The organism is Pedobacter psychrophilus (assembly GCF_001652725.1).
GTDB lineage: Bacteria > Bacteroidota > Bacteroidia > Sphingobacteriales > Sphingobacteriaceae > Pseudopedobacter > Pseudopedobacter psychrophilus.
On sequence record NZ_LWHJ01000028.1, the window covers coordinates 274,844 to 292,857 of the forward strand.

At 31.1% G+C, this 18,014-nt stretch carries 14 protein-coding genes; 5 read left to right on the plus strand and 9 right to left on the minus strand.

Annotated features, from left to right (window positions below):
• Positions 1 to 129 precede the first annotated feature (129 nt).
• The 7 genes from A5893_RS11810 to A5893_RS11840 form a co-directional block, all read right to left on the minus strand.
• Entirely contained in the window at positions 130 to 1,086 is a 957-nt protein-coding gene (locus A5893_RS11810; RefSeq protein ID WP_068822775.1) for a porin family protein, read from the minus strand.
• Between the two features lie 63 nt (positions 1,087 to 1,149).
• Entirely contained in the window at positions 1,150 to 2,604 is a 1,455-nt protein-coding gene (locus A5893_RS11815; protein WP_198342315.1) for a hybrid sensor histidine kinase/response regulator, read from the minus strand.
• A gap of 1 nt (position 2,605) precedes the next feature.
• Positions 2,606 to 3,001, minus strand: coding sequence for a response regulator (locus A5893_RS11820; RefSeq protein ID WP_068822777.1), 396 nt, complete (start codon positions 2,999 to 3,001; stop codon positions 2,606 to 2,608).
• Between the two features lie 5 nt (positions 3,002 to 3,006).
• A complete protein-coding gene (locus A5893_RS11825) occupies positions 3,007 to 5,832 on the minus strand; it encodes a sensor histidine kinase (RefSeq protein WP_198342316.1) in 2,826 nt (941 codons plus the stop codon).
• 12 nt (positions 5,833 to 5,844) lie between these two features.
• Positions 5,845 to 7,266 carry a sigma-54-dependent transcriptional regulator gene (locus A5893_RS11830; RefSeq protein ID WP_068822779.1) on the minus strand — a complete coding sequence of 474 codons (1,422 nt, stop codon included), beginning with the start codon at positions 7,264 to 7,266 and terminating at the stop codon, positions 5,845 to 5,847.
• Between the two features lie 119 nt (positions 7,267 to 7,385).
• Positions 7,386 to 8,162 carry an enoyl-CoA hydratase/isomerase family protein gene (locus tag A5893_RS11835; protein ID WP_068822780.1) on the minus strand — a complete coding sequence of 259 codons (777 nt, stop codon included), beginning with the start codon at positions 8,160 to 8,162 and terminating at the stop codon, positions 7,386 to 7,388.
• Positions 8,163 to 8,172: 10 nt separating this feature from the next.
• The gene (locus A5893_RS11840) at positions 8,173 to 8,592 is read right to left on the minus strand and encodes a cobalamin B12-binding domain-containing protein (protein WP_068822781.1); all 420 of its coding nucleotides are present in this window, start codon (positions 8,590 to 8,592) and stop codon (positions 8,173 to 8,175) included.
• A gap of 127 nt (positions 8,593 to 8,719) precedes the next feature.
• Here A5893_RS11840 and A5893_RS11845 point away from each other — a divergent pair, with 127 nt between their 5' ends.
• From A5893_RS11845 to tnpA, 5 genes are all read left to right on the plus strand, one after another.
• Positions 8,720 to 9,628: a tetratricopeptide repeat protein gene (locus A5893_RS11845; RefSeq protein WP_068822782.1), complete on the plus strand. Its 909-nt coding sequence runs from the start codon at positions 8,720 to 8,722 to the stop codon at positions 9,626 to 9,628.
• Positions 9,629 to 9,747: 119 nt separating this feature from the next.
• Positions 9,748 to 10,440 (plus strand): SIMPL domain-containing protein, encoded by a 693-nt coding sequence (locus A5893_RS11850; protein WP_068822783.1) that lies wholly within the window; start codon positions 9,748 to 9,750, stop codon positions 10,438 to 10,440.
• 148 nt (positions 10,441 to 10,588) lie between these two features.
• Entirely contained in the window at positions 10,589 to 13,084 is a 2,496-nt protein-coding gene (locus A5893_RS11855) for a TonB-dependent receptor domain-containing protein (RefSeq protein ID WP_232456854.1), read from the plus strand.
• Between the two features lie 119 nt (positions 13,085 to 13,203).
• A complete protein-coding gene (locus A5893_RS11860) occupies positions 13,204 to 14,217 on the plus strand; it encodes a Gfo/Idh/MocA family protein (RefSeq protein WP_068822785.1) in 1,014 nt (337 codons plus the stop codon).
• Positions 14,218 to 14,258: 41 nt separating this feature from the next.
• Complete coding sequence (gene tnpA, locus A5893_RS11865; protein WP_068822786.1) at positions 14,259 to 14,729, plus strand: IS200/IS605 family transposase; 471 nt, start codon at positions 14,259 to 14,261, stop codon at positions 14,727 to 14,729.
• A 225-nt stretch (positions 14,730 to 14,954) separates the two neighbouring features.
• Here tnpA and nadD read toward each other — a convergent pair whose 3' ends face one another.
• Positions 14,955 to 15,527, minus strand: coding sequence for a nicotinate (nicotinamide) nucleotide adenylyltransferase (nadD, locus tag A5893_RS11870; protein WP_068822787.1), 573 nt, complete (start codon positions 15,525 to 15,527; stop codon positions 14,955 to 14,957).
• A gap of 18 nt (positions 15,528 to 15,545) precedes the next feature.
• A complete protein-coding gene (locus tag A5893_RS11875) occupies positions 15,546 to 17,996 on the minus strand; it encodes a mechanosensitive ion channel domain-containing protein (protein ID WP_068822788.1) in 2,451 nt (816 codons plus the stop codon).
• Between the last annotated feature and the right edge of the window lie 18 nt (positions 17,997 to 18,014).

Here is an 18,014-nt window from a genome sequence, read left to right on the forward strand (position 1 = left end):
GGGATATTTTTAGGTTATATGCTTGTCATTTTTAAAAGATAAATTATTTAAACAATAAAAACTCAAAAGTGTAAAATAAAAAAGCCCTGCTTTTAGAGCAAGGCTTCATTTATAAATAAGGTTAAAAGACTATTCTTTAATAAAAACCGGACAACCTGCGCCATCAACTTTTTTACTAGCAGGAGTGTTTGGACATTTGTCTAAATGATCCGCAACTCCATCACCATCACTATCTTTTTTCATGTCTTGGATATCGCCTTCTACCTTTGTGGTTCTAACTTTCAGTTTTTGAACGTCCTCTCTTAAAGTACTATCTTTCAATTCATCATACAATGTAGAGATTGGATTTGCCCAAGTTAAATCTGGTTTAGATTTTGGCCCTAAAGCAAACTCTAATCCAACGGATGAATAAGAAAACACATCTTTAGAATTTGGTTTAGCATATTTAGCATCAAAATTATCACTATCAATATAATTCATTAAATAGTTGAAATTTATATTCATACAATCAGAAAGCTTAAATTTTGCACCAACACCAACTGGGATGTAAGCTTCTCTAATATAATCGTTGCCACCGTTAGCTTTTCCTTTCCAATCAATAATTGCATTTGAAGCATTTACATAACTTGGAGCATAAGCAATTAAACCGAAACCCGCAGTAGCGGTAAAGTTGATTACATTTTCTCTTTTAAGAAAATTGATTGAAGCTAAATTGAAAATACCAGATAAGTTGGTAGCATAAGCGATTTTTGTTTTAAAAGATTTATAACCGTTTAAAACCTGACCTGGAGCATCATTATTGTTTCCTTCTACATCGCCCATCAATAAATTTCCTTGTAATCCAAAAACATGACCCAGTTGTTTTCTTAAAGAAATACCGTAGCCAATGTTTGCATCCCAGTTGGTATAATCATTAGATCCACCTGTCAAAACAACTGGAGTTAATGCCCCAGCGTTAATGCCAACAGAAAAAGTTTTGTATTGGTCGCGGCCGCCAAAAGTTTTAGCTTTATTTGGCATCTCTTGTGAGAAGGCAACTGTTGAGGTTAATATACCAACAGTTATTAATTGTAATATTTTATTCATGATAACAGATTTTAATACAAAGTTATTTTTATTTCTCAAAAAAAAATATTACATCAAATTTTGTTATTCCCAAGATATAGAAGGATTACTTATTGGTAAGATTATTTTAAATGTAGAACCATTGTTATTTGTAGAATCTAACAATAATTTCCCCCTATGATTTAGAATGTTTTTTTGAGCATTTGTCAGTCCCAAGCCTACATTTTTTTGCTTTGTTGTGAAAAAAGGTTCAAATATTTTTTCTTGATTTTGAGGATCAATACCTTCTCCATTATCCTTAATTAAAATAATAGCGTTGCCATTGTCTAAAACAACATCGATAATTATTTCAGAAGATTTTGCGGCAATTGCGTTTTCTATGATGTGATAGAAGGTATTTACCATTTTATCATAATCAACATCAACAAATAAATCTGTAGGATAATTATTTTTATTTAAGGCGATGTTATTGTAGCTTAATTCTTTTTCTAGTTGCTCTAAACTTTCATCCAAAAGGATAGTTAAAGACCTTGGTTGAATATTTAATTCTATTGATTGAGTAGAATTTATAAAATCTGATATCAAGAGATTAATACGTTCAAAATTGTTTTGTATAATATCTACATAAACTTTTGCGCCATCCTCATCTGGTTTAATCTCAAGCTTTAATTGCTCAATAGATAAATTTATATTAGATAATGGATTGGTAATCTCATTCGCTAAGCTTTTTGCAACACGTTCTATGAGTGCCGCTTTTTCTGCATTTATATATTCCTTTTCTATTTTCTTTAAATCGGTAATATCATGTATGATACAGTAATATAATTCTTCCGTGGCGTGTTGGTCTATTTGCAAAAACGCAGAAATAGAAACTTTCCTGAATGAGTTATTATCGCTTTTTAATTCGGTCTCAAAATCATTAACAGCACCTTTGCCGTCCATAATTTCAGCAAATTTAATTCCGTCTTGGGTGTTTCTAAATAGATTGTTAGAATTAATGGTTAACATTTCTTCTTTTGTATAGCCAAAAAATGTTAAGCCCGCACTGTTAATGTCTCTTATTGTTCCTAAAGAATCGATAATCAAAAAAGGCTCTTTAGATCTTTCAAAAATTATCCTGAATTTTTTTTCGCTATCTCTTAATGCTTTTAAGGATGATTTATGTTTTACTGCATACCTAATTGATCGCTCAATTGTAAACGGATCAATTTTATCTTTAATTAGATAATCTGCAGCACCAATTTCTAAAGCGTCTTCATCTACTTTAGAATCTCCTTTACCGGTTAAAATAATTATAGGTTCATCTACATTAGATTTTATGGCTTCGTTTAATAAATCTATACCAGTATATTTTCCTAATCTATAGTCTACTAAATATATATCATAGTGGCTTTTTAACATGGCGTTAATTGCCTCCTCGTAATTATTTATCCAGCTCAGTTTATAATTTTCCCTTTGAGGGATTGCATTAAAAATATCTTTTGTTAAGATATAATCATCCTCATCATCATCAACTAATAATACTTTATAAGTTTTCATATTAGCCATATTTTTCTATTAATTCTTTTGTAATCTGTATCATATGATTAAAGCTGAATGGTTTTGTAATAAAATCATCTGCACCCAGGTTTAATACTTTCTCTCTATCTACATTGCTTTTTGAAGTTGATAAAATCACAATTGGGATATGTTTGGTTTTATCATCTTTTTTAATTCGTCCTAATAATTCTATTCCGTTAACTTTTGGCATATTTAAGTCTAAAATCAATAAAGAAGGATAATGTCGGCTGTCTAACCTTTCGTTAAATTTTTCCAAAACCCTTTCTCCATCCTCAAAAAATGTTAATGATTGATCAAAATCATTCTCCTCAAAAGCTTCTTTAATAATCATTCTATCATCTGCGTCATCATCTGCAATCCAAAAAAATTTCTCCATTTATTTTAATGTTTAATGGGTAATATGATGGCAAACAAGGTTCCTTCATTTTGTTTACTGCTCACTATAATTTCTCCGTTATGTTTATCAACTATCTTTTTACAAACCGCTAAACCAATACCGGTTCCTTGATATTCATTTCGAGTGTGTAATCTTTGAAAAAGCTCAAAAATTTTATCAGCGTATTGTTGATCAAACCCAATCCCATTATCTTTAACCGTGATACGACAATAGTCTTTATTTTGTTCTAATCTTTCATTATCTAAAGCCTCGCCTTTTAATATCTCTGATTTAATTTCTACCAAAGGAGGCACACCTTCCTTAGTGAACTTGATGGCATTGCTTAAAAGATTTTGAAAAAGTTGCCTAATTTGACTTGGTATCGCATCTATATGATGATTAACCATTAAATCTATTGTGGCATTTTTCTTTTCTATGGTATATTCTAAATCTTCGATTATTTTTTGAAACTCATCATGTAAATCAACATCAACATAAACTTCATCAGTTCTGGTAACTCTAGAAAAAGTAAGTAAATCATCGATTAGCGTTTGCATTCGCTCTGATGCATTTTGCATTCTTTTAATATAATCTAATCCTTCTGGCGTAATGTTATCGGTAAATTTGTTTTGTAACCGCTCGCCAAACGCTCTAATTTTTCTTAATGGCTCTTGTAAATCATGAGAGGCTACATAAGCAAACTGTTCTAAATCCTGATTGGAGCTGTTTAGTTCCTCCACTTTAGATTCTAAATTTTTCTGAACATTCTTAATTTCGGTAATATCATGCATTACTACCATTACATTAAATACTCCTCCAGAAACATTTTTTACTGGTTTAAAATCTATCATGAAAGTTTTATCATCAGGAAAATCTTTTTCTAGCTGAATTTCTTCCCCTGCAAATGCCCTATCTAAAATATTTTTATTGTCTATATACTCTCCTTCATCAAATATTTCTTTCAGATGTATGCCTTGAGATAATTTAGTTTTAAATTTAACCTCTGTAATTATCGGACCATCAAAAAGGATTAATTTATGATCGGTATCAAACATTAATACTACAGAATCCGGAACATTGCTGGCAATGGTTTTATAAATACTTTCGGTTTTTTCTAATAAGATTGCGGCGTTTTTTAATTCGGTAATGTCTTGAAGGTTACCTATAATTTTAATTATCTCATTTTCATGATTAACGATAACTTTTGCAGTTAAGTAAACATACCTAATGGATTTATCGGGCCTGTAAATTCTGTATTCTGTTGCAAAATCTTTCTTTTCATCCAGTATGGATAAAATAGTCTGCTTACATTTTTCTACATCATCTTTATGAATTAATTTTTCATAAAAATTGAGTGTAATTTCTACAGAGTTAGGTTGATAGCCATGTATCCTAAACATTTCTTCAGACCAAAAGAAATGATCAATCCCGTTAAACCATTCAAAACTTCCATTATGTGCTATGGATTCGGCTTCTTTTAATAAAGCTTCATTTTGAGATAATTTTTGAGAAGTTTCTTTTAACTCGGTAATATCTAGACAAGTCCCAATAATTTTTTTATCTGCCTGGATATACCTGCCTTGGGCTAAAATATAGCGCCTTTGCCCGTTAACCCACAGTACCTGATATTCTGTATTAAAATTTGTTTGCTTGGATATGGCTGTCTCTAACATGGTTTTATAGCCTGCCCTATATTCAGGAATAATCATGTTATACATTAAGTCTAAATCTGGGGAGATAGAATTAGGCATATAACCAAATATTTTATAAAGTGCGTCAGAAAAGTTTATTTCTTTGGTTTTAACATCTAATTCCCAACTTCCCATGTTAGCCAATTTTTCTGCTGTTTGTAAAAGATTCTGTCTTCTTTCAAGATCTTGCTGAATCTTCTCTTTAGATTTTACCTCTTGATCTAAAATGAGGTTCATTTGATGCTGAGTGGTGATGTTTCTTGAATAATTTAAGCTGATACCGATTAATGGGACGAGATTGGCAAAAAGGCGTAAAAACTGTGCGAAATTATATTCTACATCAAAATTTTTATAAAACACTGCCATATGCACATCTGCAAATATTGCAGGAATCATACTTAATATCAACATTTTAAAAAAGATGCCATCGAAGCTTTTTAAAACTTTAGGCATCAAATAGCCACCCCAAAATAAATATCCTACAATACTAATTATTTCTAAAGGATGGGTAAAAAAATTGTCCCTATGTATAAAAACAGAGGGAATTGATTTAAGATTGATAATGAATATAATTGATATTATTGAAATCATGAAAAATGAAATACCTAAGAATTTTACCAGGGTTTTCTTTTCTCTATCTGTGTTTACATGTTTTTCTTTAAGATTTATTATGATATATGTGCCTAAAATTAATAGGAGGATATTCAAAATTCTACTTACAAACCAGGTAATATAAATTGCAGAATCTAAGTCTAGATTTGTATGTACAACGCCCAAAATCACCAATAAATGAAACATATCAAAAACGGAGATGCAAAGCATTACCAAGCCTACAATAGGAGCGGCAATATCTTTTTTAACGCTAAAATCTATTAATGTTAAGATGCAGGTAAAAACGCCTACTGCTATACTAAATATTACCCAAACGGTAGAAAATGTCCGACCAAGAATAAGCCCAGTTGAAACATTTTCTGTTATTTTAGAGAAGGAAAGAACGCGATAATCATTATAGCTGATTTCTATCCCCAACATAGACATCACTGTTGGTGAAATACAGATTAAGAATATAGCCCAAAAATATCCCATGGGGATATTTAAACTGTTTTCTTCTTTATTTATTGAGATACTATTTATCGCCACTTATTTATCTATTTATTCTAAGTTTATAGCTTTCATTTTATTATAAAGTGTTTTTCTATCGATATTGAGAATTTGAGCCGCTTTGGTTTTGTTAAACTTCACATCTTTTAAAACTTTTAAAATAGTTTCATATTCGGCTTCTAAAGCTGCATTTTTTAAATCAACTCGCTTTTCCTTACCCGCTGATGAGCTCACAGTTTCTATCGCATTTTCAAATGCAGAAACTTTAGAATAAGTAGAAATTTCTAGCGGTAAGGCTTTTGTTTGTACAATATCTCCTTCGGTTAATAAAACCGCTCGTCTTAAAACATTTTTTAATTCTCTTACGTTTCCAGGCCAAGGATAAGTTAGAAAGCTTTCTTCTACATCTGGTGAGAAGGTTTTAACGTCTTTATTTAATTCTTTATTTGCAGACAGCAAGAAATATTCGGCAAAAATCATAATGTCTTTACCTCGCTCACGTAATGGTGGCATATAAATACCAAATTCATTAAACCTGTGGTAAAGATCTTCCCTAAACTTTCCTTTAGAAATGGCATCAATTAAGTTTTCATTTGTTGCCACAATTATCCTAACATCTAAATCAATTTCTTTTGTAGATCCGATACGTTTAACCTTTCTTTCTTGTACTGTTCTTAATAATGCAGCCTGTATTTCATAAGAAAGATTCCCAACCTCATCTAAAAATAAGGTGCCTCCATTTGCCATTTCAAAATGACCAATTTTAGTATATAGCGCACCCGTAAAAGATCCTTTCTCATGTCCAAAAAATTCTGATCCCGCGAGCTCCTTTGTTAAAGAACCACAGTCCATTGCAATGAATGGCTTGTCCTTTCTTGGGCTTTTCATATGGATACTTTTCGCAACTGATTCTTTTCCTGTACCACTTTCTCCAATCAAAATTACGCTGTAACCTGTAGGGGCAACTAAATCTATCTGTCTAATTAATTCTTTGGCTGCAGAACTTTGTCCAATTACGTAGTCTTCATTTTTAAATGCCTCGCTAACTAATTCTTTGTTTTTTAAAGCTTCTGCTGGCGATTTTGGCTTGTCTAATTCTTCGTTTAAAGCTTGTTGGGTATCAATAGCTTTTTTTATCGTATTTAAAATTTCATCAGGATATAAAGGCTTGGTGATATAATCATAAGCCCCCATTTTGATTAATTCTACGGCAAGTTTAATATCGGAGTAACCCGTAATAATTATTACGCCTGTGCGGGGATAAGATATTTTTATTTTTTTTAAAACTTCTCTACCGTCGGTATCCTCTAGTCTAAAATCACAAAGTACAAGATTAAAAGATTCTGCAGCTAGTATCTCAAATGCGGAGGAGCCAGATGTTGCAGTTTTTACTTCGAACCCATTTCTGGATAAGAATTTAGAAAGCAACAAGCCAATGTTTACTTCATCATCTATGATAAGTATTTTTTTCATTTATGCGATTTAGTATCCAAATAAAATCAGGAGATTATAACTAAAGCGAATATAAATTAAAATATTTTAATTGGGCAAATATTTCTACACAATTAACTTTTAAGCTATTTATTTAACTTTTAATAATTAAAATTAGCTTTTCTTTTTTCCAGGAATGCATTTACGCCTTCCTTAAAGTCTTCAGTACCAAAGCAATTAGAAAATTCTTCAATTTCCTGATTAAAACCATCTGAAGTATTAGAAGCATTTATTGCAGTAATAGCTGCCTTTATTGCATTTGGAGATTTTTGAACAATACTTTGCATTAATTCATTAGCAGACTCAATAAGTTTTGATTTATCTTCTAAAACTTTATTAATTAAACCATTAGCTAAAGCTTCTTCTGCACTAATCATCTTTGCACTTAAAATCATTTCCATAGACCTTCCCTTCCCTATTAATTTAGGAAGCCTTTGAGTACCGCCATAACCCGGAATCAATCCTAAAGTAACTTCGGGTAAACCCATTTTTGCATTCGCTGAAGCCATCCTAATGTGACAAGCCATCGCTAATTCTAATCCTCCGCCTAAAGCGAAACCATTTATAGCGGCAATTATTGGCTTTTGACAATTTTCTATTAAGTTAAACACATTTTCATGACCTTCTTTTGCTAATTCTTTTCCTTCTGCTGAATTAAAAGATGAAAACTCGGAAATATCGGCACCGGCCACAAATGCTTTTTCTCCTGCACCAGTAATGATGATTCCTCTTATATTTTTATCATTAATTACATCTTTAATAGCTAAGTTTAATTCTCTTAAAGTTTCTCTGTTTAAAGCGTTAAGTTTTGCCTCACGGCTGATGGTAATTATTTGTATAAAATCTGAATTTTCTACAATTAGATTATTAAAAGTCATGATGGTTATTTTAAAAGTTTCTGTTTTCGAAAGCCCAATTATTAATATAAGCTACTATTTCTGAAGTGGTTGTACCAGGATTAAAGAGTTTGCCAACGCCTAGTTTTGTTAATTCTTGTTGATCGGTTTCTGGAATAATACCACCGCCAGTTACTAAAACATCTGTTAAATCTTTTTCCTTTAAAAGCGCCATAATTTTTGGGAAAACCGTCATGTGTGCCCCAGATAAAATAGAAACACCAATAGCATCAACATCTTCTTGCAAAGCGGCATTTACAACCATTTCTGGAGTTTGCCTAAGGCCGGTATAAATTACTTCCATTCCTGCATCCCTTAAAGAGGTTGCAATTACTTTTGCGCCTCTATCATGCCCATCTAAACCCACTTTTGCAACTAAAACCCTGACAGGTCTATTTAGCTTATTATCCATTATTGATCAATTTGTTGATAGGTATTATGCTATAAATGTAATAAGAAAAATGATTAGGTTGGTTTAAGAACATTTAATATGGATTGTATTTGCTCTTGTTTACCTACATTGTAGTAATAATTTATTTATGAAAAAATCAGCACTTTATTTTTTTTGCATTAGTACGCTTTTATTTTCTATTAAAACGATAGCAAAAAATAAAATTATATATGATGAAGAACCTTCAAAATCTATAAATAAAAACCATTTTTTGTTGGCAGATGATTCTGATTTTATAATTAGGCATAAACTTAAAACGCATTTTAACCCATTAGATTTAAATATTTATTTAAGCGGATTACCTACTCAAAAGTTTTTTAAGCTATCATTTTTTGATAATATTTCAATGGCTAATTATTTAGAAGCTTTAGCAATTTATAATACTAGGGCAAATAATTTTGATGATGCTATTCTTAATTTCAAACAAGCGTATGACTTAAGCTTAAGCTTAAAAAATGAGTTTCAATCGTTTGCATTAGCCTATAATTTAGCCAGTTTATATTTTATAAAAAATGATTTAGCTAACGCCGATTTATACAGCAATTATGCAAATAAATATATTAAAGGATTAAGCAAGCCAAAATTAACATTCGATCAGCTTTTGTTTGAATCTAAGATTGCAGCTTCTCAAAATCAGATTAAAAAAGCCGAAAATTTAATTTTAAAAAATGCATTGCCAATGAGTGGAAGATTAGGAAAAAAAGCGGCTTATGCTTGTTATTTACAATTAGGAAAAATCTATTTAAAGGCCAAAAGGTTTACCGAAAGCAAATGGTTTTTTATCCAGGCATTAACTACTTCTTCAAATATCAATTTTAAGCAAGGTGAGATTGAATCATTAATTTTATTATCTAAAGCCAAGGCAGAGATTAAGGATTATGACTTGGCTTTGCAAGATTTACAAAAAGCAAAAGTGTTAATTGAAGAGGGTTATCCAATCTATCAAGAAGATTTAGATTTGAATTTAGCATTGGTAAATAAAAAACTAAACCCATAATAATTTCAAGTGTATATAGTTGTCAATCAATTTAATAACTTATATTTTTAATAATTCTGATTTTATTATATGGAATTGGTACAAATATTTCATCCTAATATCAAATAAAGAAAAAAGTTATGAAAAGAATATTTTTAAGTGCTTTAATTGCACTAACAACAATTACCGGTTTTGCACAAGGATTTGATAACCGCAAAAAAATCTCGGTTACAGGAACTGCCGAAATGGAAGTTACTCCCGATATTATTTATGTAGGAATTTCTTTAAAAGAGTATTTAAAGGATAATAAAAAGAAAGTGAGTATTCAAGAATTAGAAGCACAACTACAAAAAGCTGTAATTGCTGCGGGTATTCCTACTCAAGATTTTATGATCAATAACATAAGCGCTTACACGGATTATTGGCAAAAGAAAAAAGACCCATTGTTTTTGGCATCTAAACAATACAGTATTAAGGTTAACGATTTAAACAAGCTAAATCAAATTATTGCCGCTATTGATCCAAAAGGAGTTGCATACACCAATGTAGATAGATATGAATATTCTAAAGCTGATGATTTAAAAAGAGAGCTAAAAATTAAAGCGTTAAAACAAGCACAAGACAAAGCAAAATATTTAGCAGAAGCCGTTGGTGAAAAAATTGGAGGGGCTTTAGAAATCCAAGAATCTGGATCAGAGAATTATCCTCAACCAGTTTATAGAACACAAATGATGATGAGTAAATCTGCTGATGCGGTTGAATCTATGCCAGACATTGATTTTAAGAAGATAAAGTTAACAGCACAAGTTAACGCGGTGTTTGAGATAAAATAATTTATTAATTAGTAAAAATTAAGGCTTTAAGACCAATGGTATTAAAGCCTTTTTCTTTTAAAAGAAGTAACCTGGATGTTACCAATAAATTTTTTCTTTAATCGTAACATTGCATCGTTTTTTGCATCTCATTAAAAAAAACATAAAAATGATGAAACGATTATCCTTCATAATATTATTAACTATTGCCACAAAATTTACATTTGCCCAGTTTCCTGGTGGCGGTGGTGCTGCTGTTATCACAGGAAAAATTACTGGAACGGTAATAGATTCTTTAACTAAAAAGCCAGTAGATTATGCCACAGTTTCTTTATCAAGAAGCACACAAACAAAATCTACCAGCGGAGCTTTAGCAGATGAAAAGGGAAGTTTTAGGATTGATAATATCAAACCTGGAAAATATAGAATTACGATTTCTTTTATCGGCTACAGCCCAAAAATTATTGATCCTGTAGAAACCACTCCATCAAAACTAGATTTTAATTTAGGCAACATTATTCTATCGCCAAACAGTAAAGCTTTGGCAGAAGTTACAGTAATTGGAGAAACGCCTGTGATTGAAAATAAAATTGATAGGATTGTTTATAATGCAGAGAAAGACGTAACATCTGCCGGCGGAAATGCGACTGACATTTTAAGAAAAGTGCCTTTGCTTTCTGTGGATTATGAAGGAAATGTTTCTTTACGTGGGAGTTCTAATGTTAGGGTTTTAATAAATGGAAAACCATCAGGAGTGATGGCAGGAAATATGGCCGATGCGCTAAAAGCAATCCCTGCAGACCAAATAAAAAACGTAGAAGTAATTACTTCACCATCTGCAAAATATGATGCCGAAGGTACATCTGGGATTATTAATATCATCACTAAAAAAAATAATTTAGAAGGCATTAGTGGATCGGTTAACTCTTCTATTGGCACAAGACAAAATAACGCGAACCTTAATTTAAATATTAAAAAAGGACGTTTTGGTTTTAGTTCTAATTTTGGCGGTAACTATTCTTGGCCAGCAGCATCAATTTTAGATTTTAATTCTAGTGGTTCAGGTTTTGTAAATGCCCAAAGCGGCAAAAACACTACCGAACGTTTAGCTGGTAATGGTTCTTTTGGACTTGATTATGATTTTAATACTTACAATTCAATTAGTTCTACATTAAAATTTAGTCGTTTTTCATTTGGTACAGACGGTACAAATAATGCTACGTCACAAATAGGGTCTAACCTTAGTAGTTATATAAGAACAACGGATAATGAATTTGGCGCAAATAACTATGACTGGAATAACGATTTTACGCATAAATTTAAAAAAGAAGGTCAGCAATATTCGTTAGCTGCCCAATATACCCGTGGAAGTACAAATAATGATTATACAACTAATTTCTCTACCGATCCATTAAATGAAGTTGCAAATAATGATGGAGTAAATGAAGAAATTACTTTCCAGGCCGATTATACGCATCCATTTAAAAAAGTAATATGGGAGGTTGGCGCAAAATCAATTTTAAGAGATATAAATAGTGATTCTAGGGCTGTTAAAGTAAATCCATCAAATAACAATACGACTCCAATTGTTGGACGAAATAATATTTATAATTATAGCCAGGATGTTGCTGCAGCATATTCAACATTCGCCTTTACATTAGCAAAAAAATATGGGTTTAAAATTGGTGGAAGGTATGAATATACAGATATTAAAGGAAGCTCTACGCCAGCATTAGCTCAAGCCCCAAACTTTGCAAATAATTATGGAGTATTTGTACCAAGTGCAGTAGTTTCTAAAAGTTTTAAAAATTTCCAAACTGTAAAATTAAGCTACAATAAAAGGATACAAAGACCAAGTTTATTTTATTTAAATCCGTTTAGAAATGTTGCCGACTCTTTACAACAATCACAAGGAAACCCAACTTTAAAACCTGAGATTTCTCATAATTTTGAATTAGGCTATTCTACATTTGTTAAAACAACAATAATTAATGCTTCTGTTTTTTACAGAAGAACAAATGGAATTATTGAAAGCATTGTAACTCCAGTAACCGAAAATAATAGAACGATTTCACTTCAATCATATAATAATATTGGAGCAAATAATTCTTTTGGCTTTAACTTTTTTGGTTCTGTAAATCCGGTTAAAATACTAACGCTAAGAACTAATTTAAATATTAACTCTTATAAAATTAATGTTGATAATAACACTATAAATGCAAACCCTACACAGACAGATAAAATTTATTTGCTTTACAATGCATTCGTAAGTGCATCGGTTAATTTACCTAAAGGCTTTGTAATAGAGAGTTTTGTAATATTAAACTCACCTCGCAGAACTTTTCAAGGAGAAAACGCTGGATTTAATATGTGGATTACAGGTTTCAAAAAAGAGATTTTTGATAAAAAAGGAAGTTTAGGCTTAACATTGATTGATCCATTTAATGAACGTAAAAACTTTAGCTCTTCTTTAACCGGAGCAAACTTTACACAGACCACCAATTTTTCTATTCCTTTCCGTTCTGTAGGAGTTAATTTTAGTTGGAGATTTGGAAAATTAAAAGCAGGTGCGCCAAGTAAAAAACGCGGTGTAACCAACGATGATTTAAAACAAGGTGACCAAGGAGGAGGAACTACTACAGGAGGAGGAATCGGAGGAAACTAGTTCAAAAAACCTATAAAATATTAGCCCATGATTTCTCAAATTTCATGGGCTATTTTTTTTGATGTTAATTTGTAATACCACATCAATTATTTAATTATAAATATTACCTTTCTTTAGATATGGAAAACAAGATTAAAGTTGGATTATTAGCCTACGGAATGTCAGGGAAAATATTTCATGCGCCTTTTATAGAAGCCCATGAAGGATTTGAGTTAACGGCTATTAATGAGAGAAGTAAAGATGATGCAAAAAAAGATTATCCAAATGTAATTATCTATAAAGAAATAGAAGCGATTTTAAACGACGATAGGTTAGAACTGATTATTATTAATACGCCAAACTTCACTCATTATGAATATGCAAAAGCAACACTAATTGCAGGTAAAAATGTATTGATTGAAAAGCCGTTTTCTGTAACCAAAGCAGAAGCAGAAGAGCTTTATTCTTTAGCCTTTAGAAAAGGATTAAAGGTTTTAGCTTTTCAAAACAGAAGATTTGATAGCGATTTTTTAGCCGTACAAAAAGTAATTAAGTCGGGGAAATTGGGTAAAATTAGTGAAGCACATATCCGCTTTGATAGGTATAGAAATGAAATAAGTCCAAAACAATTTAAAGAAAAGCCATATCCTGGAGCGGGAGTATTTTACGATTTAGGCGCACATATTATTGATCAGGCAATTGCATTATTTGGCATCCCGTCAGAGTTTAAAAAAACCTACGGAAAGTTGCGTAAAGAAACAGAAGTTGATGATTATGCATTTGCACATCTTACCTATCCTAATGGATTAAATGTTTTTGCTACTTGCAATATGTTGGTTGTTCACCCTCAACCGGCGTATGTTTTTAATGGAGAAAACGGAACGCTTATAAAAAACAGAACTGATATTCAAGAAAACCAGCTTAACGAGGGCATAAAACCTACAGATTCACAATACGGTATAGAAGAAAAAAATCAAGAAGGAGTTCTTTATACAATTGATGAAAAAGGAAAAGTAGTTAAAGAGATTGTAGCAGCAGAAAAAGGAAATTACATGCTTCTATTTGATGATGTTTACAAAGCTTTAAAAAGTGACAAGGATTATTTTATAAATCAGAACGATATACTTGCTCAGTTATCTATTTTAGAGAAGTAGCTTTTTTGTTTTGAAATTGTCTTCTAACTAAATTTTAAAATATGGGAATAGGAACTTTTTCGCAAATTTATGTACAAATTATTTTTGCGGTTAAAGGGAGAAATAGTTTGATAAAAGCTGAATGGGAAAATGAACTCTATAAATACATCACAGGAATTATTCGAAATAAAGATCAAAAACTTTTGGCAATAAACGGAATGCCTGATCATATCCATATTTTAATAGGCATGCGACCTAATTGTTGTTTATCTGATTTGGTGAGAGAAATTAAAAAATCTTCTAATGAATTTATAAAGGAGAAAAAATTTATAAAAGATGTTTTTGCCTGGCAAACAGGTTATGGGGCTTTTTCCTACAGTCATTCCTCATTAAACAACGTGATTAATTACATCAATAATCAAAAGGATCATCATAAGAAGAAATTGTTTAAGGAAGAATATAGGGAGTTTTTAAATAAGTTTGCAATAGAATATAAAGATGAATATTTATTTGAATGGATAGAATATGTATGAATCCGAAGGATTTAAATGTCTATAGAACAATATAAATTATTTGGATTTGACCCCGTAGGGGTCACACCTGCGTCACTACAACAATGCTATAGACATTTAATCCTTTCAGGATTCATATTAAGCATCTCAATTTTAATCCTTACAGGATTTATTTTAAAATATGAAACAGTATCTAATCAATTAATTAGGCTTTAAATATGATGTCATTTAAATAACCAAAAACACTTATTTATACAAACCCTTACTCTCAATAAAATTGATCACCTCATCAGGCAAAAAGAATTTAACATCTTTATTTTCTGCTATTGATTTTCTTATAAATGTAGAAGAAAGCTCCATTAAAGGTGTTTCTGTAATTGTTATTGATGGATGATTTTCTAAATCAGAGTTAGCAAAACCAGGCCTCGGATAAACATAAATATGATAATCCCTTAAAATTAGTTCGTAGTTTTTCCATTTTTTAAACGATTTTAAATTATCAGAACCCATAATCAAAACAAACTGATGTTCTGGATAAATCTCTTTTAAAAGAGTCAAAGTATCAATTGTATAAGAAGGCTGGGCTAATTTTAACTCTACATCGCTTACGCTGATATTTTGAGTATCATCAATGGCTAATTTTGCCATTTCTAATCGATCATAAACCTGTATTAAATCTTTTTTTTCTTTTAATGGATTATGAGGTGAAACCACTAACCAAACTTTATCTAAATTGGTGTGGTTTGCCATGTAATTGGCAATAATTAAATGCCCTGTATGTATTGGATTATAAGAACCAAAAAATAAACCGATTTTCATTTTAATATTATTGAAAAATTAATCTTCTTTTTTAGGTCTGATTTGGTCTGCATCTTTAATGTAAACATTCACATCCCTTTGTGGGAAAGGAATAGTAACCTCGTTTTTATAAAATTCTTCAAAAATACAGCTCATTAAAACACTTTTTATTCTTAGCCAATTATCAATATCGGCAACCCAACATAACACTCTAAAATTAATAGAGCTATCTCCAAAACTATCCAGTAAAATTAGAGGAGCCGGTGTTTTCATTACATCTTCGTTTTTTTCTACTATCGTTTTAAAAATGCTTTTGATTTTATCAATATCAGAACCATAACTTACGCCAACGTCTAAACAAATTCTTTTATGGGTGTTGCTTAATGTCCAGTTAATCAAATTTTGAGAGAGCATATCGCCGTTAGGAATAATAACTTCAGAGCCTTCTAATGTTAAAATCTTACTTGCCCTAATTCCTATGGAACGCACTGTTCCGGTTTTATCGCCTACCTCAATTAAATCTCCTACTTGGATTGGTTTTTCAAAAACCATAACCAGACCAGAAACCACATTATTTACAAGATTTTGTAACCCAAAACCGATACCAACTCCTAATGCTCCAATAATGATTGTTATCCTATCAATTGGGACTCCAGAGGCTGCGATAGCAATCAAAAAGCCAATTATCCAAATAGAGAGCCTTACTAAAAGTATAGAAGAACTATATTTTGCTCTACGTGATGTCTTTATTGCATGTTCATCAGCAAACTCAAAAAAGTAACTGATAATTTTTGCAATAACGGTTGATAGATAGATGATTAAAATAAACAGGATAAAACCAGCAAAAGTGAAGGTTGTATTTCCAATTTTTCTGCTTAGGGTTAAAAACGTTTTTGTATCATCATAAATAACATCAAAAACATTAAGGTTTTGTGTGAAGAAAACAATTAATAAAACGATGGCTAAAAACTTTAAAAATTTGCCAATACGGTCTTTTAAGTTTTTAAAATCAAGGTATGAGGAAACGGTATTGATATGTATTTTACCAACTTCCATTTGTAAATAAATGCCTTCTGTAATGATCTTGACAAATAAAATCAGACTTATACCTTCTACTAAAGTAAATAAAGCAGTAGTGGCAGCAATCTTAGAAATACTATATCTCCCAAATAAATTACCAATTATGGAAACAATAATGAGGGCGAAAAAAATATAAATTACGTTATGCAAAGAGTTCTGATATTTCTCAGGAATATTTGTCTTTCGTTTCTTGAAAAAATGAATTGTCCAACTAAAAATCAAGATGGTAAGGATAAAAAACATGATTCTTTCAGAAACAAACACCTGAAAATATAAGTTTCCGAAACTGTAAAATACCACAAATACTAAAGCGATAAACCAGTTCTTAACCAGCCATTTTTCATATATACCCCACATTAAAATCCCCACACTAAACATGAGTATTACTAGATAAATTTGATTGATAATGATTGGTGGTCGATAATAAAAAAATGGGCCAATGGTACAAGTGACGGCTAAAGCTGCAAAAAACGGCTTCTTGGTAGTGAGCAATGTGTTTTCAAAAATATTTGCAGCCGATTCACTGTCTTTTTTAATAGTATCCCTATTTCTTTTCAACCAAAAATAAAGCAAAAGAAAAAGAGCAATATTTATTAAATGTACCTTGTAACTATAATTGAAGTAGTATTTAAATATTCGATAATTTATTTTGTAGGTATTATAAATCCCATCTTTAAAATCTAACCAAAAACCATTTGTTTTGATATCCCACAAATAATCGTACTCTTTTGTAAAAGCATCTTCTTTTAATTTTCTTAAATCAATATTGATTTGATCATTAAAGTCTGTAATTCTTACCTGTACTGCCGAAACTCTATTTTGTAAAATTCCTATATTTAAAATGGCTTTGTTACTAATAGAATCTAACCGGTGCCATTTAGCCCCAAGTTCATTTAAGCGATTGAAAAAACGATTACGAAGGGCAGAATCTGCAGGGATTTTCTGAAAAACAGAGTCTGTAGTTAAATGACACAAAATTTCTTGCATCCCCACTAAAGAATTATTGTAAAGTGTTAGCTTATTGCTCCACTTATCCAGTTGTTTTTGTGAGGTGGCAAAATAATCTTGAAGAGTAGATAAAGATCTAAATGTGGCTAGTTTGTAAGCACTGGCATCTTCAATTTTTTTTTCTATCGAGGGTAAGGTTTCGCTGATGTCTATGGTATCAAATCCAGCGCTTAATCCAGTTCCAATTATATTAAACTGTTCTGCATAGTAATCAACACGTTTAATTAACCCATTGAAAGTAGTATCTGCTGCAATAATTTGGCTCGAGTCTTTGTCGCCAGGCTTATCAGAAATTTTTTTGTTTACTAGGTTTTCTAGCTTAGAAGAAACGTTTTGGGCGTTAATAGGTTGGATTAGCCCAAAAGCTAAAAAAGAAAATAACCAAATTATTTTTTTACCCATCTTGTTAAATATAAAGGG